Here is a 26,506-nt window from a genome sequence, read left to right on the forward strand (position 1 = left end):
TTGTATGATATGTAAGCATTTTTGTCAATACGTGTTAGAAATGTTGACACAAGAGTTTTTCATAACTGCTTTTAACTGTTGGATCGCTGAGCAAATTGCAATTTTTACATGGGAATACGTTAACCCACCTTGTAAATAGGCGATATATGGAGAACGCATTGGACCATCTGCAGATAACTCAATACTTGCACCAGAAACAAAAGTGCCTGCTGCCATAACAACTGGGTCATCATAACCAGGCATTTGTGTTGGCTCCAATTTAAGATAACTATCAACAGGCGATGCAGATTGGATTCCTTGACAAAAAGCAATTAACCATTCTGGTTTCTGCAATATAACTTGTTGGACAATATCAGTCCGATTCTCATCCCAGCTTGGAGAAGTTTCAAATCCCTCCATCTCTAAAGCAGCAGCAGCAAAAACAATTCCCTTTAACGCTTCACCTACAGTATGTGGGGCAAGAAAAAGTCCCTGAAAGAAATCACGTAAACCATCACCTGTTGCTCCCATTTCTAGACCTAATTGTGGGGCAATCAGCCGATCCGCTGCTCGAAGAATCCATTCCTTTTTTCCAGCTAAATATCCACCTGTTTTAGCTAATCCACCTCCAGGATTTTTAATCAGCGAACCTGCAATTAAATCAGCTCCTACATGTGTTGGTTCTTCCAGCTCCACAAACTCCCCATAACAATTATCTACAAATATTAAAACATCAGAGGCTAATGAGCGGATATAACGAATTGCGTCTGCTATTTCCGAGATTGTAAAGGAAGGTCTTGAAGAGTATCCACGAGAACGCTGAATCGCAATTACTTTTGTTTTCTCTGTTAACATCTCTTTTAAACGCTCTTTGTCCAATTTTAAAGAAGAAGTTAACGGGACTTCTCGATAACGAATTCCATAATCAGCGAGTGACCCAGTTCCATCTCTTCCCTTTCCTATAATTGGGAGCAATGTATCATAGGGTTGTCCACTTAAATAGAGAAGCTCATCCCCTGGCCGTAATATAGAAAACAGCGCAAGACTGATCGCATGTGTACCTGAAACAATTTGCGGTCTGACCAATGCTGCTTCCGATGAAAAAACATCAGCAAAAACAGCCTCTAAAGTCTCTCGCCCCACATCATGATAACCATAACCCACTGTTCCATAAAAATGATATTCACTTACTCGATGGGAGCGAAATGCCTCAAGCACACATGCTTGCCATATATCTGTTCGTTGATCAATCCAACGCAATTTAGCAGCAATCTTTTGCTCGATTGCTGCAGCCCATTGAGGATAATCCCAATCAGTCATCCAATTGCTCATACTAGTCCTCCGTCTTTTCAACAACATAATCCTTTAATTCCTGTGGCATTTGGCTCCATTTACGCAATTCGGTTGTAAACCATAAAATATGCTCATCATCGTTCGTTTTGGATTGATTCACCTGAGCAAATCGATAGAATTCAGCTAAAAATTCCCCTTTAGATAGTGGGATAACAGCTTTTCCATTGATTTGACCACTTGGTAAGGTTAAATCAATTCTATCCCTTAAACGAATAAGGTCTTCATCAGAAAAAGCAGAGATATGAATAGAATTAGGCTGTTTCTCTTCCCACAGTTCTTGTTCTAATAGATCTGACTTATTAAAAACAGTTAAGATGGGAATATGAGAAGCGCCTAGCTCTTCTAAGACTTGTTCAACTGCTAATATCTGCTCATTTACCTCTGGATCACTTGCATCTACAACATGGAGCAATAAATCAGCTTCCTTTGTTTGTGTTAATGTAGAACGAAAGGCAGCTACAATGGAGTGAGGCAAATGACGGATAAACCCAACTGTATCAGTCAAATATACATGTCGTTTTGAAGGTAACTCAAGATAACGAGTCGTTGGATCTAATGTGGCAAACAGACGATCTTCTGCTAATACATCTGCCTCAGTCAATCGATTTAACAGTGTAGATTTACCAGCATTCGTATATCCTACCAAAGCAATTTGGGGGGTTTCAGATTTTTTACGTTGTCTTGATAATAATTGGCGATGTCTTTCCACTTCTTCTAATTGTTTCTTACATTCTTTAATACGACGACGAATATGACGGCGGTCCGTTTCTAATTTCGTTTCTCCAGGCCCACGTGTCCCAATGCCCGCTCCAAGCCTGGAAAGGCTGCTACCTAATCCAACTAACCTTGGTAACATATATTCTAGCTGAGCTAACTCAACCTGCAATCGACCCTCTTTTGTTTGAGCATGTTTAGCAAAAATATCTAAAATCAATTGAGTACGATCGATTACTTTACAAGGAAAACGTTGTTCTAGATATTGAACTTGGGAAGGAGATAGCTCCCGATCAAAAATGATTAAATCTGCCTCTTTTTCCTCAGCTAATCGTACCAATTCTTCTACTTTTCCCTTTCCAATTACTGAGCTTGCATCTAAGCGATCTCGATATTGGATCGACTCTCCAACAACCTCAGCATTGGCTGTCTCAGCAAGTTTACTCAATTCTTCTAACGAAGATAGCAGCTGTGCGCGTTCTAAGTTTGAACCACAACCTACTAGAATTGCTTTTTCTAATTGAACTTCCAAATTAATAAAACATCATTCCTTTCTGCTATGTTTAGTATAGCTCATTCATTCTGCAAAACAAGGTCAACAGCACGAATCGACATTAACTCTTCTCGACTTGGATTTAACTGGTCAAACAAACGTACTGCTTGCTTTCGTATGGAACGTTCTAAAAGATTACGAACATAGCGTGCATTCCCAAAAGCCGTTTGATGTTTTTGTTTACAATCCAATAAATGCAATTCTAACTTTTCTTTTGCAACAGGTGTAAGCAGATACTGTCTTTCCTCCAACATCTGCTCAGCTATTTGCATTAGTTGGGTTAACGTAAAATCAGGGAAATGAAGCTGAATTGGAAATCGTGAAGGCAATCCGGGATTTGATGAAAGAAAATGATTCATTTCAATTGAATATCCAGCAAGGATCAGAATAAAATCATTCTTGAAATCCTCCATCGATTTCACTAAAGTATCAATTGCTTCCTTTCCAAAATCTTTATCCCCACCACGTGCCAGAGAATAGGCTTCATCGATAAATAAAATTCCGCCCAATGCACGTTTTACTTGCTCTCTTGTTCTTTGTGCTGTATGACCTATATATTCACCTACTAAGTCTGCACGCTCTACTTCTACAAGATGCCCTTTTGATAATATCCCCATTTTTTGCAATAATTGTGCCATAATCCTTGCTACAGTCGTCTTCCCTGTACCCGGATTTCCTGTAAAAACCATGTGAAGAACTTGTTGCTCTGTTAATAGTCCAGCTTCAGTTCTTCTTCGCCCAATTTCTAACCACGCATATATCTCATGAATAAAACGCTTTACCTTCTCGAGTCCAATTAAACGTTCTAAATCTGTAGTAGGGTACTCCTTCCATGTATTCTTTGTCTGTGTATCCTCTATAAAAGCAACCTCATCTGATGTTGATGAATCAAAAAGAATTTGAATTCGATGTTTTGTTTCTTTCTCCGACATCACAACCCGACTCATGTTCTGCCTCCTATGCGCTTTGCTTATTACTCAGTATCATACGCACCTGCCTAGAAAGTGTGAAACAGGTGACTTAATGTTAGCTTCAAAGATAAAAAAAAGACTTCTGTAATCTCAGATGTCAAAATGTAAAAAAATCTCTTCTTTAGTAGGAGCAGAACCAGCAACTGAACGGTGAAGTGCAATTTACCAAAAAGGGGAATGTTTTCTGAGTTCCAAAAAGAAAAACGCGGATTTAATATGTTAGGATCTAAGAATTTCATATCAAAGAGATACATATAATGATCCTAAACCCTGTTTCTGAAAGAGTTGATTGTTTTCCAATTATGTACAATATCTATTATCAAGTGATCTTTTCATGATTGCGAGCGACTTTGATTCGTGTCTGATGCCAATTTCCCCCATCTTCGGTGCATCTGGGCAGGGTTCGCTGTTGATTTGGCTAATCGTTTCTCATACTTTCTATATTACTTGGGAGCCTTTTCTTTTTCAGCATTGGAAAGAATAGCACAATCCTTCAAGCCTAAGTCAATGCCAACTGCCTTGTCTGGTGAACCGGAACGTGGAGAGAGAAATCTACTTCACAAAGCACAGAAACAAAATATTTTCCAGTTGGGTTCCGACGGATCGTAGCAGAAAGAATATGCCCCTCTACTTCACGAGACTTCTCAAACTTCATCATAGTTAAAGCTAGGGGTTGCACGCTCGCAAGATATAAAAATATTAATTTTCCTTTTCTTTATCACATGGCGACAAAATCGCCGGATCCCGCCTCTCTCCTTTTAGCATTAGTTAGGATTCTTTAAAAATAATTTCTTTCTGATTCCTATTTATATAAGCATCCCAATAAACATCCGCAATACGATCTGGATCGTAATAAGTTCCTCGTTTTACATGATCAGCAATCAAAATCTGTCCTACATAGATTCCATATGGAGATAAGGTATCAGCTAACGAAAGAGCCAATGAACGAATTCCAGATTTACCTATTGATAATGAGGCATATTCTGGATTTGGCTCAAGAGAAATAGTTCCTCCAGTGAAAAAAAGAGTTCCCTGTTTACGTTCGATCATTTCAGGAATTACTTGTTGAGCACTCGTTAATGCACCTACAGTATTTACTTTAAAGTCATCTAATAATTGTTGTTCTGTTAATGAAAGTGCATTGCCTGGAACAATATTTGCTACATTATATACAAGAACATCAGGTATTCCATATGATAACTTGATTTGTTGCATGGCTTTTTTCAGTAAATCTGTATCAGCAGCATTAGCGGAAACACCATAGGATTCAATATTTTGTTCATGTAGTTCTTTTGTGTTACGTTCCAGAGATTCTTGAGTTCTAGAAACAAGAACAACTCGAAATCCCTGTGTACCAAATTTCTTTGCTATACTTAAGCTTATTCCCGGTCCTGAACCAATGATGACAAGCAATGGTCTGTTGTCCATTATTCAATCTCCTTTTGGTATCCGTATCAGATTACCTTCTTTGATTCTATTATTACAACATGCTTCTCTCAAAAATTCCCCTTACAATGTACAAAAGCACCTCTGATCAATTTTCAGAAGTGCTTTTAAGCAGGATCAATAGAAATGATGCTACCCTTCTTTATTATTTTCTTCAGAAGACATCAAGGATACTGCCCGAGCTGGAGTAAATGTCGATATTGCATGTTTATATACCATCTGTTGTTTACCATCACTGTCAATGATAATCGTAAAATTATCAAATCCTCGAATCACTCCACGCAATTGAAAACCATTAACCAAGTAAATGGTTACCGGAACCGATTCTTTACGAATCTGGTTAAGAAAAGTATCTTGAATATTAATGGATGGCTTCAAAGCTCCGTACCTCCTATGTAATTTAACGCTAGTTTATTTTATTCTCTGCCTGTATTAAATTCTCCTGCCGTCCAGTGTTGAATTTCTTTTAAAGCATTTGCTTGTGTCATATCAAACCATTTAATCATTGAAATACGCCGAAACCAGGTGAGTTGTCTTTTCGCGTATTTGCGAGTTTGTTGCTTGATCTTGTGGATCGCTTCTTCTAACGTAAGTTTATGGTCTAATACTTGAAATAACTCGCGATACCCAATCGCTTTTTCAGCAGTCTCAGAAAGATGATAACCTTTTTTTCGTAATTTGGCTACTTCCTCTAACCAACCCATATCCATCATTTCATCTACTCGATGATTAATCCGATCATAAAGTAATTCACGGGGCATTGTGACTCCGATCCATACAACAGGATGATAATTGGGTTTTTTCTTTAATTTTTGCGATGAAAAGGGGACTCCTGTTTGCTGAAAAACTTCCAAAGCACGGATAACACGTCTTCGATTATTCGGATGAATCCGTAATGCTGCAATTGGATCTACAGCTTCTAAACGTTGATGAAGAGCGATATTTCCATTTAGCTCTGCCCACCGCTCCAACTCCATACGGTAGGTGGGGTTTTCTGGTGTTTCAGGCATCAGATATCCAAAAACAACGGATTCAATATAGAGCCCTGTCCCCCCCACCAAGATTGGAACAGCTTCACGCTGATGAATATCTGAAATAGCTTGATCGGCTATTTGCTTATAATCATCAACAGAAAAAAGTTTATCTGGTCGACAGACATCGATTAAGTGATGTGGAATGCCCGCTTGCTCCTTTTTTGAAACTTTTGCTGTACCAATATCCATTTCCTGATAAACTTGCATTGAATCTCCTGAAACGATTTCTCCTCTAAATTGCTTCGCAATGCTAAGGCTCACACTTGTTTTTCCAGCAGCAGTAGGTCCAACAATCACGATTAACCCTTTGTTCATAACCGATTATTCTTCCTTTCGCTTTACTCCCCATGCATACTGAGAAGAAGGGAACAACTCATGAAACCCTAATAATTGAAATTGTTCGCTCTTCAATCTTTCTTTGAGGAGAACAGCTTTACGTGCTACTCGCCATGCTTCTTGTACAGACGCTTGATCTAGTGGATGAGGATTGGCTAGTTGTTTTAATTGTTGCATGGATTGTGATGCATGAATCGTTTCTCGAAACATAGGATCAAAAATCACATAATCAAATGATGCTGATTTACAACTCTTTAGATACTCACGATAATCAATCTGCATCACTTTTACTCTTTGCATTGCATCTTTTAAAACTTTACGATCTGTCTGAAATGTGGCTAATCCATGTCGAACCAAATGAGCAATGATGGGCTGACTCTCCAGTGCCAAAACTTCACCTTCTTCACCTACAAGAAATGAAGCTACGATCGCATCAGCACCCATACCCAAAGTACAATCTAAAACTGTATCTCCTTGTTCTATTTTTGCTGCTCTTTGTAATGAATCAATCCCACCCAATTGTAATTGTTTAATTCTAAGTGCTGACATACTCGGATGAAATTGAAAACAATACCCATCCTTTCTTTCATAACGCCAAGTTATACGTGAGACGATAATCGCTTCTTTTTGCTCAAGCTCTATAAACATTTTACGAAGCGTTCTTTTCTCTCTTGGAACATATGGAATCTGTAATGATTCTGCTAGTTTATATGCGTCTTTCACATCAAATTCTTTAGATTTGATTGATGTTGTCACAAAAATAGTTACATCACTCGCTTAAACATTTTCTTTAGATCATAACTTGAAAAATGAACGAAAATAGGGCGTCCATGTGGACAGGTAAATGGTTGGTCACACATAGCCAAATCTTGTAGCAATGCCTCCATTTCCTCTCTTTTCAAATGACGGTTGGCTTTTATCGCAGCCTTACAAGCCATCATCTTTGCACTCGTATCTCTTAACCGACTCCAATCAATATCGCGTTGATCTTGTAACCATTCAAGCAGCTCATGAATCAATGGTTCAAGTTCATCTGATGGAAAATCAATCGGATAAGATCGAACTAAAAACGTGTTACCACCAAAATGCTCTACTTCAATCCCCCATTTTTGGAAATCTTGTAGATGACGTAATAGAAGTTGTGCGTTTGCTGGAGATAACTCTAATGATAGTGGAATCAGTAATAACTGCTGTTTTCGGCTAACCTGATCAAAACGCTTCGAAAAAACTTCATAATATATTCTTTCATGTGCAGCATGTTGATCAAGTAAATAAAATCCATCATCCGACTGTGCCACAATATAAGTACCGTGTATTTGAGTCAAAGGATTCATGATCGGAAATGGGGACTGAGGCTGCTCTTGAGGTATTTCATCTAAAGCTTCAACCACAACTTGTTCCAATACTTGAGCTAATTCTTTATGGTCCTTTTTATCCAGCGCTTTAGGTTGATCAACACTAGATGTATCTAGCTCTGGGCGCTCTACACTCCTCTTATTATTCTCCTTCGATGTTTCCTGTGAATTTTGAATAGGAGGCTGTTTTACTTGAGGCTCACGGACAATCCATGATCCTTTTTCTTGATTCGTTGATCGTAAATGATCAAATGATTGCTGCTCTGTACGATGAGGTGTAGAGCGTTGTATATTTACTTTAGGGATTAACGTTTCTTTTGCAAATGCTTGACGGATGACATCCTGAACGAGTCGACAACACTCTTTTTCTTTACTTAACCGAATCTCTAATTTGGACGGATGAACATTTACATCTACTAATTTTGGGTCCATCTCAAGATGAAGTGCAGCGATCGGATAACGACCGATAGGCAATAAAGTATCATATGCTCTAAGCAATGTTTGTGTTAGCGGTAGCGATCGTACAAAGCGACCATTTAGAATCCAAGTAATATATGAGCGGCTTGCCCGAGTCACTTCTGGTTTTGCAATCAATCCGTAAATGCGAAAATCTAAGTCTTCCGCCTCAATGGGAGTCAATTGTCGAGCAACCTGTTTTCCATATAGTGCATGCATAACATGTAAAAGTTTTCCATCTCCAGGAGTGCGGAAAAGTTCTTTTTTATTATGAAGAAGTGTGAAAGAGATAGCAGGATGTGCAAGTGCCATACGCCCTACAACATCTGCTACATGGCTTACCTCAGTGGTAACCATTTTTAGATATTTTAATCGTGCTGGTGTGTTATAAAAAAGGCGATCAACATGAACATCTGTACCTTGACCACGAGAACACTCTGAGATATTGACTAGATCGCCTCCTGCCATTTGTACACGAATCGCCAAGCCCGATGTTGCAGAAGTAGTAAGAGATACTTCTGCAACTGAAGCAATGCTTGGCAAAGCTTCTCCCCGAAAACCAAGACTTCGAATTGCAAACAAGTCACGACTATAACGAATCTTGCTTGTAGCATGCCGTGAAAAGGCTAAAACAGCATCTTCTCGATCCATCCCCAGTCCATTGTCCGAAACACGAATCGAGCTAGTACCCCCATCCACAATTGTGACCACAATCTTGGTCGCCTTGGCATCAATGGAGTTTTCTAGTAGCTCTTTCACTACAGAAGCAGGCCGTTCTACTACTTCGCCAGCAGCAATTTGATTAGCTAATTGCGAGTCTAGAACTTGAATCTTCCCCATCCTATGATCCCCCTTGAGACTACTTTGTTGTTAATCTTTTTTGTAAAATCTGTTTCCACTTCACCACTTGTTGCATGGTTTCTAGAGGGGTCTGATTCATTACCTCCCAACGTTCAATTTGTTCTAGTACTTCTCTTTCCACAGAAGAAATCGGTGCTTCACGTACCTGTTCTTGTTCAAACAATTTTGTTTGAAAGAGACTGATTTGATCAGGCAATGATACGTCGGCACTTGTTGTGGCGGCAACTTCAGTTTGACCTTCTAATTCTTGAAGCAACAACTTTGCTCGCTTTACTACCGGAGCTGGTAGACCTGCTAACTCTGCCACATGAATTCCATAACTTTGGTCAGCACCTCCAGGAAGCATTCTATGTAAAAAGACCACTTTTCCATCTTGTTCTGCACATTCAGCGTGAATATTAAACAATCGAGGTAAAGTCTCCTCTAATGCTGTTAATTCATGATAGTGGGTTGAAAAAAGTGTTTTTGCACGAACATGATCATGTATGTATTCAACTATTGCATGCGCTAGCGCCATTCCATCATATGTCGAAGTACCTCTTCCTACTTCATCCAAAAGGATAAGACTTCTAGGGGTTGCTTCTTTTAAAGCACGACATGTTTCAGCCATTTCAACCATAAAAGTACTTCGTCCACCTACTAGATCATCCGCAGCACCAATACGAGTAAAAATTCGATCGACTATACTTAACGTAGCTTTTTCAGCGGGGACAAAACTGCCGATTTGAGCCATGATGTTAATTAAAGCCACCTGACGCATATATGTGCTTTTTCCTGCCATATTGGGTCCAGTAATCAATAAAATTTGGCGATCGTGCGGATTTAATTCAATATCATTTGCAACAAATTCATATTGATCTACTACTGCTTCTACAACCGGATGACGTCCTGTTTGAATCAGCATGTCGTTGCCTTCTGTGACTGTAGGACAAACGTAATGCTGTTGATGGGCAACTGTAGCAAGTGATTGGAAACAATCAAGCGCTGCCATTCTTTCTGCAAGATGTTGTAGCTGGTGAACTTGTTGTCCTATTTCATCTCGAATTGAGGTAAAAATCTCATATTCCATTTCAACAGATCGTTCAGAGGCGTTTAAAATCATTTGTTCCTGTTCTTTAAGTTCTGGTGTAATAAAACGTTCGGCGTTAGCTAGTGTCTGTTTTCGAATATAGCGTCCTTCTGGGAGATGACGTAAATTTGATTTTGTTACTTCGATATAGTATCCAAATACTCGATTATAGCCTACCTTGAGCGATTTGATCCCTGTAAGTTCTCGCTCTTGTTGTTGCAACTGGGCAATCCAGTCTTTACCATTCTTCTGAATGTTACGCAATTGATCGAGTTCGGCATGATATCCTTGTTGTATAATATCGCCTTCTTTTACAGACAAAGGGGGATCATCAACAATTGCATTTGTAATCAGCTTATATATCTCTTCACATGGATCAATCATATGTCCAAGTTGCTGCACCATGGAAGCTGGATGATCTAAAAGCATCTGTTTAAGTTTAGGAATGCGTTCCAAAGAACGACTAATTGCAGCTAAATCCCTTGCCGTAGCACTACCGTAAGCCACCCTAGCTGCTAATCGTTCTAAGTCGTAGATTTCTTTTAATGAAGAAGTTATTTCATCGAGAAATATAATATCATCTACGAAAGCAGCAACAATCGACAATCTAGTTTGGATTTTCTCAAGTGATAGCAATGGACGCTCAAGCCATCTCTTTAACATTCGACTCCCCATTGCGGTCGATGTCCGATCTAGCAACCAAAGTAATGAGCCCTTTTTTTTGCCTTCATGAAGTGTTCGTTGTAATTCTAGATTTCTTTTCGCAGATTCGTCTATGACCATATGTTGCCTGCGATCATAACGGCTTAACCTACCTAAATGGTTTAAGAATCGTTTTTGTGTTTGCTGTAAATATCCATATAAAAGTTGTAGAACTTCTTGCAACGGTCGAGTATTACAAATTTCTTGATATCGAGGAAATTGAGTTGCAAGTAACTGATGGTCAATATCTATATAAGAGACAGGGGTAATTAAACATCCTACATGTGTGCGCAATGCTTCAATAACTGGATGTTTAGCTTCAAGTGTGTCATATATCACAACTTCTTTTGGATGGAAGGATTCTATCTCATCAATTAAAGTAGCAATATCAAATTGAGTTTCAGTAACATGTAGTTCACCTGTTGATAAATCAACCGATGCGACAGCAGCCCGATTTGGCTGAGTAAATAAGGCTACTAGAAAGTTATTTTCACTTTCTTCCAACATCTGCTCATCCATTACGGTACCAGGTGTAATAATCCGCACGATTTCGCGCTTTACAACACCTTTTGCTGTTGCAGGATTTTCAACCTGCTCACAGATCGCCACCTTATATCCGCGTTCAATTAACCTTTGGACGTAGCTTTCTGCAGAATGGTAAGGAACACCACACATAGGGATACGATCGTTTCCTCCACCTTCACGACTGGTTAAAGTAATTTCAAGCTCTTGAGCAGCTAATTTTGCATCATCGAAAAACATTTCATAAAAATCACCTAGTCGAAAGAACAAAAAGGCATCAGGTACCTGAGCCTTAATCTCTAAGTATTGTTGAATCATCGGAGTATACTTTGCCACTTCTTTTGCCTCCGCTTATATTTTATTTGAATTGTATCACATGAAAAAAATGGGAACAAGTTTTCACCTGTTCCCAGAATGAAATGGAGGAATACGCCAAGCCTTTCTAATATCAATCGATTCATTCCATTTTTTCCCGTTTTGCAAATATCGAAAAAAGTCATCCAGATATTTAGAATACTGCTGATAATCCTTTAATGATGTAATGTCTGACCACAAAAGGTTAATCCAAGGGTGAATTTTTTGTTTATCACCTTGATAGTAAGCCATTTGTACTTCCGGGTCTGCAAGCGGATTATATTGAAGCTGTTGATAATTACAGACAATACATTTCGCTAATGCAAGTGCTCCTTTTGTAAGAATGGGCGAAATCAACCAACTAGGCGGCGTTCGATATTCAAACCCTCCATGAGGCTGTTTCCGAAAATCACCCAAAAAGCCATATTTCGGTCTTCTTTTACTACCACGTTCATCCTCAATGACAACAAAAGGTAAGGTTAAATAGTTATCTAATGCACGTAGCATCTCAAAATTTGGCTTGATACCACTAAAATGTATATGACCACCGAGTGGAAAGCCCTTCACTGGCATATTACCAGCTAACCATTTGCCCGATACATGATTCACTTTCTTAGCCACATGTAATAGTCCTTCGTAGATTCTCAATGCTACAGTTCTTGGGTTTAGACTAGGTTCGGGTCTGATCTCAATCAAGGGCTTATCTTTTCGATTTTGGCCAATCCATATTGCATCACATCCAACTTTCCCTTTTAAAGGAAAGTAATTTGAAGCTATTAATAAAGAACCTTGTTTCGTTTGAACAACAAATTCGGGATCGGCTCCTAATTTTACTTCAGTTGATAATGAAGAAGATGATATTTCACGCATATAACGAATAAATTCATTAATAAAAGCCTTCTGTAGATCAGCTTCCAGTTTCGGGCGAACATTGATTTGTATAATAATTGATCGTTTTCCAGGACCAACTCCACAGGTGACAAAACCATAATCAAGTCCTAGTGCATAGATTGTTCGAATGGCGATTTCGTGCATACGTTGAATTTCTTTTGTCTTTGCTCTAACCCGATAAAAATCACGTGCTTGACGACGTTGCCCTACAATCAATGCTTTTCGTTCTCGAGTCGCATAAGTTCCCAATACATTTGTCTGAAAAACCAAAATTTTATATTCGCGAAGTGGTGTCGTTTTGTGAACCCAATGTAATCCGTGTAATGAAAGCTGGCGGCGTAATCTGTTTGGATCAGAAAGACGTTGTAAATGCGCGGGATCATTTAAAACAGAAATAGTTTGTGTGCCAGACCAAGTTGACATTTGTAATTGAGCCGTCGCAACGATACGTTGATCAGGATCAATGATTTGTTGACGTATTTGAATTTCATCGATTTCATCTCTTGTAAGGGTAATGGTTTCCATTTACCCTTCCCCTTTCGTTCTACCCATTGTTATCATCATGTTATGTTTGGGGTAAACAAAAGGTTAGTAAAAAAGAAGGCTCCTTATCGCCTTCTTTTAATCATTGAGATCATCAATTATGAGTTCAGGATCCAAGTCATCATACTGGTCACTATGTACCCCTGATTCACTTTCATTATAAACACCTTTATCATCTACATCAGAATATTCATCAGGGTATACAGCAACACATATCTTTGTTTCACCAAATAATTCAGCAACAAACTCCTTCTCAACTCGGATCACAACGATATCTTCTGAGCCTGATAAAGTTGCTTCAACACAGCTTGGAGTTTGTGTAACAGAAACATTGACTTCTAATGTAGAATCCTGTAACGACTCATCGAAAACAATCAATGGGATTTGTTCTTCATAATTGACAGTTTCTTTTACTACATCCGTTTTGGTATTACCTTTAGTAGAGTACCAAATATTAATGTCATAACTCCCGCTAACTTCTACGCTTTCATCTTTTTTGATGGCTGTATAGGAATGATTGATCACCCACGCCCCTAAAATGGCATTAATATTGTCAGGTGCAGGTACATGATGTACTTCTTGACAAAATTTACGTCCTCTCCCACATAATGCTTTGGTAATAATCTGACGATATTCATGTGGACGTTCTCTATTTGACACCTAACTCCCTCCTTAAAACCAATCTTCTTAATCAAGTCTATGCAAAGAAATGGATGCAAGAACAAAAAAACCCATGAAAAGTATTTTTTCATGGGTTTTATGATCTATTTTCTACTTTTTGCTTTTACAGCCACACGCTCCGCCACTGCCACAACCAGATGGTTCAGCAATTCCTCCTTCGACTGAAAGATAACAATCCACACTATTTAACAATGTTCTCTTAATCATTTGCAGAAGATCATTTACATAGACTTGACTTTGCTGATATTCTCGAACAATTGGAAGGTGATCTAATTGTTCATGTAGTTGATCCAGTTCACGTTCTAGTTGACGGGTATAACCACTTTTCTGGTAATGTTTTGCATGAACTAATTCCTTTTGTTTCTGCTTAATTGTTTGGATATAATATTGTACTGCTTCACTTTTATTTACCTGTTCTTCAGCAAGCCGATATCGCTTTACTTCTTCCATCTGTTGTAAACGAACCGCTACTCGTTGTGCTGCTTCTAATACAGGATGAGTAAGTTGAGTTACCGTCATGATGACACACCAGAAACCATGACTTTTTGATCTTCTACCCATACACCATTCAAAGTCCAAGTTTGTGGCTGATCAATTTTCACATAAACCATTTGCCCAATCAAATGTTTCGGACCACTGAAATTGACCAATTTGTTTGAACGCGTACGTCCTGAAAGTATTTCAGGATTCTTTTTGCTCTCACCTTCTACCAATACCTCAACAATTTCTCCACGTAACTTTTCATTCTTTTGACGAGCAATTTCGTTTACTACTTCATTTAAACGGTGTAGGCGTTCACGCTTTACCTCCAAAGGTACATTATCCTGCATCTTCGCAGCAGGTGTACCATCACGAGGAGAGTATATAAAAGTATAGGCGGAATCATACTCTACTTCGCGGACTAGAGATAATGTTTCAGCAAACTGTTCCTCCGTTTCATTTGGAAAACCAACAATAATATCCGTTGTGAGTACGACATCAGGAATTGCTGCTTTAATTTTACGGACTAACTCTAAATATGTTGCACGATCATATTTACGTGCCATCATTTTTAAAATTTCACTGCTACCTGATTGCACTGGAAGATGAATATGCTCGACAAGGTTACCACCTTTGGCTAAGACTTCGATGAGATGGTCGTCAAAATCTTGAGGATGACTTGTCGTAAAGCGTATGCGTGGAATCCCAATTTTTCTTGCATCATCCATCAGATCACCAAAACGGTAATCTAGGTCTTCGAAATCCTTACCGTATGCATTTACATTTTGTCCAAGCAATGTAACTTCTTGATAGCCTTTTCTAGCTAGTTCACGAAGTTCACCTAAAACATCTTCTGGTCGTCGACTCCGTTCTTTTCCTCTTGTATAAGGGACAATACAATACGTACAGAATTTATCACATCCATACATGATATTAACCCATGCACGGAGGCCATCTTCACGTACTTTTGGAAGATTTTCAATGATATCTCCTTCTTTAGACCAAACCTCTACGACCATTTCTTTACTATATAACGCATTTTGCAATAACTGCGGTAGACGATGGATATTATGAGTTCCAAATATCAAGTCTACATGCTGATAACTCTTTAGAATTCGATTTACAACCGACTCTTCTTGGGACATGCAACCACAGACACCTAAAATTAAATCTGGCTTTTCTAATTTATACTGTTTAAAACGCCCTAATGTACCGAAGACTCGATCTTCTGCATTTTCTCGAATCGCACAAGTGTTAAGCAAAATAAGATCCGCTTCTTTTTCATCCTCTGTACTTGAATAACCCATCATCTCTAAAAGACCAGCAATTGTTTCACTATCATGAACATTCATCTGACAACCATAAGTTTGCAGCAAATATTTTTTCCCCGCTCCCAGTGAGCGCAGTTCTTTGGGAAGTTGCTCAAATTGAACAATCTGAACTTCTTCTTTTCCTCTGCGCTTTGCCTGTAACAGATCAGGCGCGATAAAATATTTACTATAGTCTTTGGTTTGTCCGCTCATTCTTTACACCTCTCTCCCTCTTGTTGAATGATCTATATGAAGGACTGCTCTTAATATCATCGTAACCCCAAAATTATACCCTATGTTTGTTGATAGTTCAATTTGCGTGTTTTATTAGCGAGGTTTGTGTTTGTTTCGCAAACATGTTTATTTGAAAATTATCTTTTTTGCTTAACGCATAATGACTTACAATTAACCCTGACGACAACTCTGATCATCCATTAGTCTACATTTTCTTGTTGCTTCACCCAGTTTTTCACTTCTTCCACATCATCAAAATGCATCTTTTCCCCATTTACTTCCTGATAATCCTCATGTCCTTTACCTGCTATTAGTACTACATCTCCCTCTTTTGCCATTTGGAGTCCTCGACCAATCGCTTTTCGCCGATCTACTTCACTCACATATTGGCACTGGGTTTCTTTGATGCCAACTTCAATATGATTCAAAATGGTTTCAGGTTCTTCCGTTCTGGGATTATCTGACGTAAGTATACATAGATCAGACAGTTCACCTGCGATTTTCCCCATCAAAGGTCGTTTACTAGGATCACGATCTCCACCACATCCAAAAATGGTAATCACACGCCCTTTTACAAAATCACGAATCGTATGCAAAACATTTTCCAAAGCATCAGGACTATGTGCATAGTCAACAATTACATGAAATTCAGATGGAATCGGCACATTTTCAAACCGACCTCGTACTCCCTCTACCGCAGCTAGACCTTTCGCGATCTCTTCTAGTGAAAGTCCTAACGGGATACAAGCAGCAGCCGCAGCTAAAGCGTTATAAACGCTAAACTTACCGGGAATTGCAATAGCAGCTTCGACCTTCTCTCCTTGATATTCCATTGTAAACCTTACACCCTCAGCATTGATCGCAATATGAGTCGCTTTCAAATCAACCTCTTCATGTTCAATCCCATAAGTAAGAATGGACCCTGTTGCCATTGCTAAAATTTCTTCAGCCACCTTGTCATCTCGATTAATAACATGGTACTCGCAACGGTTAAACAGCTTCATTTTCGCACGTTTATAATTTTCCATTGTTCCATGGTCATCAAGATGATCTGGTGACAAATTGGTAAATACTCCAACTTTAAATCGGCAACCATCTACACGCCCTTGCTCCAATGCGATCGATGAAACCTCCATCACAATATCTTCTGCACCCTCTCGCACCATCATTTTGAAAAGGCGTTGTAAATCAGATGATTCAGGAGTAGTAGGTGTAGTCGTATGAAAAGGAATCACCTTTTCACCTACTTGCTTACGTATTGTTCCAGCTAAGCCTACAGTTCTTCCTGCTGTTGATAAAATCTTAGATATTAAGAAGGAAACTGATGTCTTTCCATTCGTACCTGTAATACCAATTAAATTTACTTTTTCAGTGGGTCGTCCATAGAAAAGATGGCTTAATTGTGGTAGTGCTTGACGAGCATGATCAACCTGTATCACCGTAATATGCTCAGGAATATCAGATACATCTTTTTCTACTACTAGTGCAGATGCGCCTTTCTCTACAGCTTGTGAAATAAAATCATGACCATCAACCTGAAAACCCGGAATGCAGACAAATAAAGCTCCACTTTTTACCTTTCGAGAATCAAACGCAATATCAGTAATCTCGATATCTAGATTTCCTTGTAATATTTTATAAGAACTGTTTAACAGTAGCTTTTTCAGCTTCATGCATAAACCCCCATAATAATCTGAATCAAATTGTTTCAAGGATATCATCCTTCCTATAATCGGTCAATGAAATGACTTCTTATTTAGACCATTGTTTGAATCGCAAACTTGTTTAATTTATAAAAAATAATAGTCTGTTTGTGATGAAGCAACACCTCATCTATAATAAATGGATCATCCATTTAATTTAAAAATGAATCGAGGTGTAATGAAGTGAAAATCAATCATCTAAATCCTGAAACATTACACAACAATCCAGCATTTACACAAGTCATTACTGTAGAAGGGTCGCATCAAACCATTTATATAGGTGGTCAGAATGCAGTGAATATCACAGGTGAGATCGTTGGTGATGATCTTGCTACTCAATCTGAACAAGCCTTAAACAATGTAGTTGCTGCCTTAGCAGCAGCAGGTGTAACAAAGGAAAATACTGTAAAGCTAACGATCTATATTGTTCATGGTCAACCTTTACAGGAAGCCTTTGCAGCTGCACAAAAGGTATGGGGAAATCAACCCACAACTATCACTGTCCTTCAAGTAGCAGGTTTAGCAAATCCACAATATTTAGTAGAAATAGATGCTATTGCTGTTAAAGAAGCATAAAAAATGACCAATGTGTTTAACATTGGTCTCCTTCTAATGGTAAGTATTAATGTTTTTTGATAATCGGTATTAGCAATTTCCCTAATCCTGTGTTCACTTTAACATTCCTTCCTTGACAACTATCTTCTATTCAGTTGAGTTAATTCCTCCGCAACACATTAATCATTAGTATAGTCAAATGAATATTTGACTATACTAATGATATTACACTATAATTCAATAAAACAATCATTTGATTATTATATCGAGGTGATTCATTTGAGCTTAGAAGAAAAAGGAACAAGGAATCAATGTGAGGTCTTTTGTTTTGATGAAGCAAAAGTGAAACGTGTTCAACAATCCTTTGAAACTGTAGATATCCAAAATGCTTCGCGATTGCTAAAAGCTCTGGCTGATCCCAATCGATTAAAAGTGGCTTTTGCGTTAATCCAAGAAGATGAAGTCTGTGTTTGTGATATCGCCAACATCTTAGGTTCAACCATGGCAACTGCTTCCCATCATTTACGCTTACTTCGCAATATGGGGTTAGCGAAACAACGAAAGGAAGGAAAGCTTGTCTTTTATTCTCTCGACAATGATCACTTTCGAGACATTATTTATATGGCTTTGATTCGTCCAAGGGAGATGTTTATAGATGGCTCAATCAACACAGTTACCTGATAAAAAGGTATATCGAGTCCAAGGTTTTTCATGTGCCAATTGTGCAGGTAAATTTGAAAAAAATGTAAAGCAAATTCCTGGAGTCTCGGATGCTCAAGTAAATTTTGGAGCATCTAAATTAGCTGTTTATGGAACCGAGCCATCAATTGAAGCATTAGAAAAAGCAGGAGCCTTTGAGAATTTGAAAGTGTTTCCCGAAAACCAAAAAGACAGGTTGAAACATATTCCTTTTTGGAAAAGCACTGAAAATATCCCGTTACTTCTGTCTTTGATTCTTCTATCTATTGCTTGGGTAGCCAGTCAATCGGTTGGTGAAGAGGGTTTGCCTACTATCCTTCTGTATGCTGCATCGATCCTCATTGGTGGATACCGTCTCTTCAACAAAGGGATTAAGGGATTATTCAGTCTCCAATTTGATATGGGAACGTTGATGATCATTGCCATCATTGGAGCAGCAGCCATCGGTGAATGGGGAGAAGGGGCAACCGTTGTTATTTTATTTGCAATCAGTGAAGCACTTGAACGATATTCCATGGATCAAGCCCGTCAATCGATTCACTCTTTAATGAATATTGCCCCCAAACAAGCGCTGATCCGACGCGGAAATAAAGAATTGACGATATCTGTTGATGACATTCAAATCGGTGATATCATGATCGTGAAACCAGGACAAAAGTTGGCAATGGACGGAACTGTAGTAAAAGGCGCCTCTTCCGTTAATCAAGCAGCAATTACAGGCGAGTCAATTCCAGTCCATAAAACAGTCGATGATGAAGTTTTTGCAGGCACACTCAATGATGAAGGATTATTAGAAGTTAAAGTAACCAAACGTGTCGAGGATACCACTATTGCCAAGATCATTCATTTGGTAGAAGAGGCACAAGCGGAACGTGTGCCTTCTCAAGCATTTGTGGATCGATTTGCGAAAATCTATACACCTGCCATCTTGATCATTGGAATCCTGCTTGCCATTGTTCCTCCCTTATTTTTCGAAGGGACTTGGAATGATTGGATTTATCGAGGACTCGCATTATTGGTTGTAGGATGCCCTTGTGCTTTAGTCATTTCAACACCTGTCTCCATTGTAACTGCCATCGGGAATGCCGCTCGAAATGGCGTTCTCATCAAAGGTGGAATCCATTTAGAAGAAACAGGAGCGTTATCAGCCATCGCTTTCGATAAAACAGGAACCTTATCCAAAGGCGTTCCTAAAGTCACAGACATTTTGTCTTTTGTTAAAGAGAAGGAAGATGAATACCTAACCATTGCTTCCATCATTGAAAAAAACTCCCAACACCCTCTCGCCTCTGCCCTGATTCGAAAAGCAGAGGAAAAAGAATTAGACATTCAACGATTACCAGTTGAAGAATTTCACTCGCTTACTGGAAAAGGGGTTCAAGCGAAAGTCCAAGGAACACTCTACTATATAGGCAGTCCCATTTTATTCCATGAACTTCTACCAAACGGCTTATCTGAAAAACAGTTAGATCAAATAGAGCTTCTTCAAAAGCAAGGTAAAACGGTGATGATCTTAGGAACCGAAATTGAGGCTCTCGCTCTTATCGCTGTAGCTGATGAAGTTCGTGAAAGTAGTAAAGATGTTATTGAAAGACTTCACCAGTTAGGGATCAAAAAAACAGTGATGTTAACAGGAGATAATCAATCAACTGCTGATGCAATAGGTAAACGCTTAGGGATTGGAGAGATTCAAGCGGAGCTTCTTCCAGAAGAGAAATTAGCGTTCATTAAACAGTTTCGCTCCAGAGGTTTCAACGTTGCCATGATTGGGGATGGAGTCAATGATGCACCTGCACTTGCTTCAGCTAATGTAGGAATCGCGATGGGTGGAGCAGGGATCGATTCTACATTAGAAACAGCCGATATTGCATTGATGGGTGACGATCTACAAAAACTTCCTTTTACGATCAAACTTAGTCGAAAGACCCTACGTATTATTAAACAAAATATAACGTTTTCTCTTGTGATTAAAGCCATTGCTTTATTACTCATTATTCCAGGATGGTTAACACTTTGGATGGCTATTTTGGCCGATATGGGAGCCACCTTGATTGTAACATTAAATGGTTTACGACTAATGAACGCCAAAGATGAATGACGGGATTTTGATTTAAAATAGATAGAGGGATCAAAATGGAGAAATTTGAGGTTGTGATTATCGGTGCAGGTCAAGCTGGACTTGCGATGGGGTATTTTTTAAAACAAGAAAATATATCCTTCGTTTTACTGGATGCCCAAAAAAGTGTCGGAGAAAGTTGGCGGAATCGGTATGATTCATTAGTTCTATTTACGCCCAAAAGATACAGTGGATTGCCTGGATTTCCATTCCCAGGTGACCCAAATTCATTTCCTACAAAAGATGAAACAACGGACTATTTGGAGAGTTACGCAAATCATTTTTTGATTCCTATTCATCTAAGCAAGAAAGTAACTTCACTAACAAAAAAGAACAACCACTTTCTTATTTCTACCGATCAAGATACTTATCAAGCAAATAAGGTTATCGTGGCAGCGGGACCGTTTCAGAAACCCTTGATACCTGCAATGGCACAAAAACTCTCCCCACATATTAAACAGATTCATTCATCGAATTATCGGAATGTACAACAACTGATGGAAGGCAATGTATTAGTGGTCGGTGGTGGAAATTCAGGCGCACAAATAGCAGTTGAATTAGCCCATCACAAACAAACTTTCCACTCAGTTAGCTACCCGATTGAATTTATGCCTTTACAATTCTTAGGAAAAAGCATCTTTTGGTACTATGAAAAACTAGGACTGTTGCAAGCAGACAATTCAACGATAAAAGGAAAATGGATACAACAACAAAAAGAGAAGGTATATGGTTTCGAGTTGAAAAAATTACTCAAGAATGGTGACATCATACGAAAACCAAGATTAATATCTATCACACAAGGTTCCCGTGCTGTTTTTGCTGATCAGACCTCAATTGAGATCCAGAACATCCTTTGGGCAACTGGGTTTTCGTTGGATTCATATTAATGAGGCATTAAATAAACAGAAACAACCTCTTCATAAAAGAGGTATAAGTAATGTTGAAAATTTATTTTTCCTTTGATTACCATGGTTGTCTTGCAGGGGTTCAGCATTATTAGGATGGGTAGGTGCAGATGCTAAAAGATTGGTTTCATATGTATCTTAGACCCGAAATGAAATCGCTATCTGTACAACTACATTAATCTCGGTTAATTTAGAAATCGATTTAGAGTTCATATTGTTAAACTGGCTGTTCTATCTTTTCAGTACAACTTTACCAATTTTCCATAATATTGGACAATTTTTGTATCAATCCTTACTTTTGAAGCAGCTTCTAGATCAAGGTAGTTCTTCCACAACCATTGGAAACACTCAGTCATGTCATCAATATGACAGATAAACCTTAACTCCGCATAACAGATTGATACTTGATATTAAAAAAATATTTTATAGTTCCTCTTTTTGGATCCAGAATGATTTAACGAGAATATTGTTTCTCTAAGCACCCCTAAAAAAGGGGTACTAGGAAACACGACATTCCTCTATGCCTTTGAAAAGGCAAGCCTCCAGGTGGTAATTATCATATTAGACTTGATAAAAAGCACCCGAGTAACTCGCTATGTTGTCTAATTGTGAAGAATATCACGGATGATTTCTGCATTCTGTTCGAAATAAGGTGTAATCAGCATATCCATATGATTACCAGCACCTTGATAGCGATAAAATCGGGAGGTCATATTGCGCCAAATTTCTCTCTCTGGTAATTCATCTGTTGAAGTGATCAAATGAATCGGTGCTTGCACTCTTCCACTATTGAGCAATCGATTGAGATACATATGGTAACATTTCACTCGCTCCACAAAATCTTGCTTAGTGTACTGTGAAAAATATGTATCTAGGTGGTATTGAACGTACCACATCTCCACCTCTTCAGCAGCCTGCTGCTGGACGTTATCCTCAGACACCCATCGCTTTTCCGTTCTCGGTAATCCATCCACCATAATCAAACTAGAAATCTCATATCCTTGGCTTTCCATCCTTTTAGCTAACTCAAAGATGAGTGTACATCCTGCCGAATAGCCAAGTAGTGTGTATGGTCCTTTTGGCTGGATCTCTACCATTTGATCGATATATTTCTGTAAAAGATCTTTATCATCGATAAAGTCGAAACCATACAAGCTATGTGTCTTGATCAACTGAGCCATCCCTGAAAAAATGGTGCCAAAACCAATAATCGACGGAAAACAGAATAAAGAGGAATCCGTTTTCTGATTGAACAAAGTTAACCCTGTTGGATTGTTGGATTGAGTCTCTGTGTGATTCAGATAGATAGCCAGTTGGCGAATCCGCGGATATTGAAAAATGGTCGAAAGATTGATCTGCACATTGAGCACTTCATCAATTTTACTGGTCAGTGCAATTGCCTTGAGAGAGTGTCCACCACGTTCAAAGAAATGATCGGTCACACCAATCCGATCGATTCCGAGTACTTCTTCCCATATGGCGACTAATTGTTCTTCCAGCTCCGTAATTGGGGGAACATATTCTGGTTGAAATTCTGAACTTGGCTCTGGCAACGCGTTGCGATCCACTTTTCCATTGGACGTCAAGGGAATCTGTTCCATTGCCACGAAGAATGAGGGAATCATATATTCAGGTAGCTTTTGTCTCAGATGCTCTCGCAGTTCCGTCACTGCGATCGGTTGGCTGGATACCACATAAGCACAGAGAAAACAGTCGTCCCCTGCCTCCGTCTGCCAATCACGCACCGTCACATCCATCACCTGTGCATGTTCCAACAACGCGGACTCAATCTCACCCGGTTCAATCCGATAACCACGCACTTTGACCTGCTGATCAATCCTTCCCATATACACAAGGTCACCATTTTCCAGCCAATAGGCCAGATCACCTGTCCGATACATTCGCTCTCCAGTTACAAAGGGACTTTCTATAAATCTTTCCTTTGTTAATTCACGTTGATTCAAATACCCCCGTGCCACGCCTTCTCCACTTATATAAAGCTCACCCGTTACGCCGATTGGAACCAGGTTTTTATTGTGATCCAGTACCATTGTCTGTAAGGTTGGAATCGGTTTTCCAATATTACTGACATTCGATTCAATCTCCAATTCCGTGATTTCCTTATAGGTAGCATGAACGGTAATCTCCGTAATCCCATACATGTTAATCAGTTGTGTGTGCGGATATTTCCTTTTCCAATGGCTTAATTTTCGTGGTGAAAGGGCTTCTCCGCCAAAGATCACTTTGCGCACCATCAGGTCAGATTCCTCATGATTCATCTCCTGCTGAGCTAAGTGATCAAAAGCAGAGGGCGTTTGGTTTAAGATCGTTACCTTCTCTCTTCTCAGTAGTTCAAGAAACTGTTTGGGCTCTTTGGTCACTTGTGAGGGAACAATCACGAGTTTTCCACCATAGAGTAGTGCTCCATACATCTCCCATACAGAAAAATCAAAGCAATAGGAATGGAACAACGTCCAAATATCGTTTTGATCAAAGTCAAAGAGCGATGCATCATTCAACAGTAGACGGACGACATTGCGATGCTCTACCATGACCCCTTTGGGTTGCCCCGTCGTTCCGGAAGTGTAGATGACATAGGCCAAATCGGTTGACTGATTGATGCTTGAAAGATTGAAGGCTTCCATTCCTTCCGTACTTGTCACCTCTAGCCACTGGACCGACTCACCGCCTACTGATTGTAATCTTTCCATGATCGAAGCTTGGCTGAGTACAAGGCGAGCGCCACTATCGCTGAGCATGAACTGGATTCGTTCCACTGGATACTCCGGATCAATCGGTACATAAGCTCCACCTGCTTTCAGAATGGCAAGTATCCCCACAATAACCTCAAGCGAACGTTCCATCATTAACCCGACCCGATCATCCGGTTTGACCCCTCGTTGTCGAAGGACACGAGCGAGACGATTTGCCTGTTCATTCAGCTCCATAAAAGTAAGCTGTTCCTCCTGGAATACCACTGCAATGTTATGAGGTGTTAGATCTACTTGTTCTTCAAACAACGCATGGAGGGTCTTTTCTTTTGGATATTCTGCTTGGGTGCTATTAAACTCCACTAACATTTGTTGTTTCTCTTGTTCTGAACATATTTCTAAACGAGCTACCAATTGATCGGGAGATTGAATCATATCGATTACCAGTTTGATGATGCGTTCTACTAACTGATCAACCTCAGATTGGCTGAACATCTCTTGCCGATAATCAATACTTAACACCAATCGATCTGTCATGGTATATTTTTTGATATGCAAACTCAGTTCATTAAAATCATAGCCGTTAAAAATGGGATCTCCTTCCACTCCCACTTCCTGGTAGTCCATACCAACAGTAAAAAGCTGTTTAATATCTTGACCATGTTGTCTCATTTCTTGAATCAACCGATTATAGGGATATTTCTGATGCCGGAGAATTCTCATCTGTTTCCGTTGGGTTTCACGAATCCATTCTAGTACTGGCTGTTCTTCGTTCACTTCCATCCGAACAGGCACTGTACTGACAAACATCCCCAATGCTGTTCGGTCCTTAGCCTTACGGTTGGAAAAATACGATCCCAGCACCACTTCTCTCTCGTTGTAAATCCGCGAAAAATAAATAAATAATGCAGACAGCATAAGCGTGTTAAGGCTTACATGATATGCCTGACAAAACGCCTCCAGCTTTCGTTTGACTTTCTCCGAAATGGGATATACTATTCGATTCGCTGTGAGACTTCGTTCATATAACGCATCTACACGAGCCGATAACGATTCGGAAATCGTCGCAAACTCATGTTGCCAAAACTGTTGATCCTGTTGAAACCGCTTGGATTGTAGATACTCAGATTCAGCAGCAAGATAGCGTTGAAACGGAACGGGAACGATCGGTTCAACGATTTCTCTGTCTATCAATTGTTTATAAATCGTTTCAATCTTTTGCGCTACAAGCACAATCGAGATCCCATCCACTAAAATATGATGACAGCGAATCAATAAATCCACTTTTCCCCCTCGCTTTACAAGGGTAAAGTCATAAAGATCCGCATCATATAACGCAAAGGATTGCTTGGCTTGTTTCTCAAACCACTGAGCCAACTCCTCCTCCTTCATTTCACCTAAATCAACTACTTTCACAGTCACCATTGGATCATTGACTACATACTGAGCAGGTTCCAGTCCATTTTGTTCGCTCAGTCTAACACGCATGAGCTCATATGCCTCCACAAAAAACTGAATCGCCTTTTTCATTAATGGGAAATTTAACGAATCAAAAGTTTTGCGTACAACAACATTTGAAACACTTGTGTCAGGAAAAAGGGATTCAGTATACCATATCCTTTTCTGTGAATCCGTTAATTTGTATAGGATCATGTAATATATCAATCCTTTTATCTAAAAATATATAATAATAAACTCTAAGGACATATATGACTATTGTCAATGATTTTATATTTATTAACCACGAATATAAGGGGATTTTCAAATATAAAAAAATCTATACAAACGAAAAAATATAGTCAATATGTTTAAATTTTAAATGTTAATTAATGAATAATTCAAATAATAATCAAGTTAACAATCATGAATCTCTTATTTCACCAGCTCGATTCAATACAAAAAAGCCATCCAATGGGATGGCTTATGGACCATTTCGTTGTGAAGAAGTCTTTTTATTTACTTCTATCTTCCAT

Annotated in this window: 18 protein-coding genes and 1 pseudogene; 4 read left to right on the forward strand and 15 right to left on the reverse strand. The window is 39.0% G+C overall.

All coding sequences use genetic code 11. From position 1 onward, the window contains the following. Window positions 1-24: 24 nt before the first annotated feature. From BUB71_RS01310 to BUB71_RS01375, 14 genes are all read right to left on the reverse strand, one after another. Window positions 25-1,311 (reverse strand): methionine gamma-lyase family protein, encoded by a 1,287-nt coding sequence (locus tag BUB71_RS01310; protein WP_073150724.1) that lies wholly within the window; start codon window positions 1,309-1,311, stop codon window positions 25-27. 1 nt (window position 1,312) lies between these two features. Beyond that, window positions 1,313-2,578, reverse strand: a complete 1,266-nt coding sequence (hflX, locus tag BUB71_RS01315) for a GTPase HflX (protein ID WP_139278948.1) — start codon at window positions 2,576-2,578, stop codon at window positions 1,313-1,315. Window positions 2,579-2,619: 41 nt separating this feature from the next. Then, window positions 2,620-3,546 (reverse strand): AAA family ATPase, encoded by a 927-nt coding sequence (locus BUB71_RS01320; RefSeq protein WP_073150731.1) that lies wholly within the window; start codon window positions 3,544-3,546, stop codon window positions 2,620-2,622. Window positions 3,547-4,338: 792 nt separating this feature from the next. Continuing rightward, complete coding sequence (locus tag BUB71_RS01325; protein ID WP_073150734.1) at window positions 4,339-4,998, reverse strand: SDR family NAD(P)-dependent oxidoreductase; 660 nt, start codon at window positions 4,996-4,998, stop codon at window positions 4,339-4,341. Between the two features lie 150 nt (window positions 4,999-5,148). Then, entirely contained in the window at window positions 5,149-5,394 is a 246-nt protein-coding gene (gene hfq, locus BUB71_RS01330) for an RNA chaperone Hfq (RefSeq protein WP_073150737.1), read from the reverse strand. Window positions 5,395-5,432: 38 nt separating this feature from the next. Continuing rightward, window positions 5,433-6,365: a tRNA (adenosine(37)-N6)-dimethylallyltransferase MiaA gene (gene miaA, locus BUB71_RS01335; RefSeq protein ID WP_073150741.1), complete on the reverse strand. Its 933-nt coding sequence runs from the start codon at window positions 6,363-6,365 to the stop codon at window positions 5,433-5,435. A 6-nt stretch (window positions 6,366-6,371) separates the two neighbouring features. Beyond that, window positions 6,372-7,142, reverse strand: a complete 771-nt coding sequence (locus BUB71_RS01340) for a class I SAM-dependent methyltransferase (protein WP_084730902.1) — start codon at window positions 7,140-7,142, stop codon at window positions 6,372-6,374. Window positions 7,143-7,150: 8 nt separating this feature from the next. Further along, complete coding sequence (mutL, locus tag BUB71_RS01345; RefSeq protein WP_073150746.1) at window positions 7,151-9,037, reverse strand: DNA mismatch repair endonuclease MutL; 1,887 nt, start codon at window positions 9,035-9,037, stop codon at window positions 7,151-7,153. A gap of 19 nt (window positions 9,038-9,056) precedes the next feature. Continuing rightward, window positions 9,057-11,687: a DNA mismatch repair protein MutS gene (mutS, locus tag BUB71_RS01350; RefSeq protein WP_073150748.1), complete on the reverse strand. Its 2,631-nt coding sequence runs from the start codon at window positions 11,685-11,687 to the stop codon at window positions 9,057-9,059. 63 nt (window positions 11,688-11,750) lie between these two features. Then, complete coding sequence (locus tag BUB71_RS01355) at window positions 11,751-13,121, reverse strand: putative amidoligase domain-containing protein (RefSeq protein ID WP_073150750.1); 1,371 nt, start codon at window positions 13,119-13,121, stop codon at window positions 11,751-11,753. A gap of 96 nt (window positions 13,122-13,217) precedes the next feature. Beyond that, a complete protein-coding gene (gene cotE, locus BUB71_RS01360; RefSeq protein WP_073150754.1) occupies window positions 13,218-13,799 on the reverse strand; it encodes an outer spore coat protein CotE in 582 nt (193 codons plus the stop codon). A 111-nt stretch (window positions 13,800-13,910) separates the two neighbouring features. Further along, complete coding sequence (locus BUB71_RS01365; RefSeq protein WP_073150758.1) at window positions 13,911-14,339, reverse strand: YlbF family regulator; 429 nt, start codon at window positions 14,337-14,339, stop codon at window positions 13,911-13,913. Further along, the gene (gene miaB, locus BUB71_RS01370) at window positions 14,336-15,823 is read right to left on the reverse strand and encodes a tRNA (N6-isopentenyl adenosine(37)-C2)-methylthiotransferase MiaB (RefSeq protein WP_073150761.1); all 1,488 of its coding nucleotides are present in this window, start codon (window positions 15,821-15,823) and stop codon (window positions 14,336-14,338) included. Before miaB ends, BUB71_RS01365 begins: the two co-directional genes overlap by 4 nt. A gap of 221 nt (window positions 15,824-16,044) precedes the next feature. Continuing rightward, a complete protein-coding gene (locus BUB71_RS01375) occupies window positions 16,045-17,517 on the reverse strand; it encodes a UDP-N-acetylmuramoyl-L-alanyl-D-glutamate--2,6-diaminopimelate ligase (RefSeq protein WP_073152646.1) in 1,473 nt (490 codons plus the stop codon). Window positions 17,518-17,730: 213 nt separating this feature from the next. Between BUB71_RS01375 and BUB71_RS01380 the strand changes: the two genes are divergently transcribed. The 4 genes and pseudogenes from BUB71_RS01380 (at window position 17,731) to BUB71_RS01395 (ending at window position 21,964) form a co-directional block, all read left to right on the forward strand. Then, on the forward strand, window positions 17,731-18,123 hold the full coding sequence (locus tag BUB71_RS01380; protein WP_073150764.1) for a RidA family protein: 393 nt from the start codon (window positions 17,731-17,733) through the stop codon (window positions 18,121-18,123). Between the two features lie 258 nt (window positions 18,124-18,381). Beyond that, window positions 18,382-18,783, forward strand: coding sequence for an ArsR/SmtB family transcription factor (locus BUB71_RS01385; RefSeq protein ID WP_073150767.1), 402 nt, complete (start codon window positions 18,382-18,384; stop codon window positions 18,781-18,783). Beyond that, a complete protein-coding gene (locus BUB71_RS01390; protein ID WP_073150770.1) occupies window positions 18,758-20,899 on the forward strand; it encodes a heavy metal translocating P-type ATPase in 2,142 nt (713 codons plus the stop codon). Before BUB71_RS01385 ends, BUB71_RS01390 begins: the two co-directional genes overlap by 26 nt. Before the next feature lie 35 nt (window positions 20,900-20,934). After that, window positions 20,935-21,964 (forward strand): annotated as a pseudogene (locus BUB71_RS01395) (flavin-containing monooxygenase). Between the two features lie 460 nt (window positions 21,965-22,424). Here BUB71_RS01395 and BUB71_RS01400 read toward each other — a convergent pair. Continuing rightward, window positions 22,425-26,186 carry a non-ribosomal peptide synthetase gene (locus BUB71_RS01400; RefSeq protein WP_073150773.1) on the reverse strand — a complete coding sequence of 1,254 codons (3,762 nt, stop codon included), beginning with the start codon at window positions 26,184-26,186 and terminating at the stop codon, window positions 22,425-22,427. Between the last annotated feature and the right edge of the window lie 320 nt (window positions 26,187-26,506).

It is taken from the genome of Seinonella peptonophila (assembly GCF_900129355.1).
GTDB lineage: Bacteria > Bacillota > Bacilli > Thermoactinomycetales > Thermoactinomycetaceae > Seinonella > Seinonella peptonophila.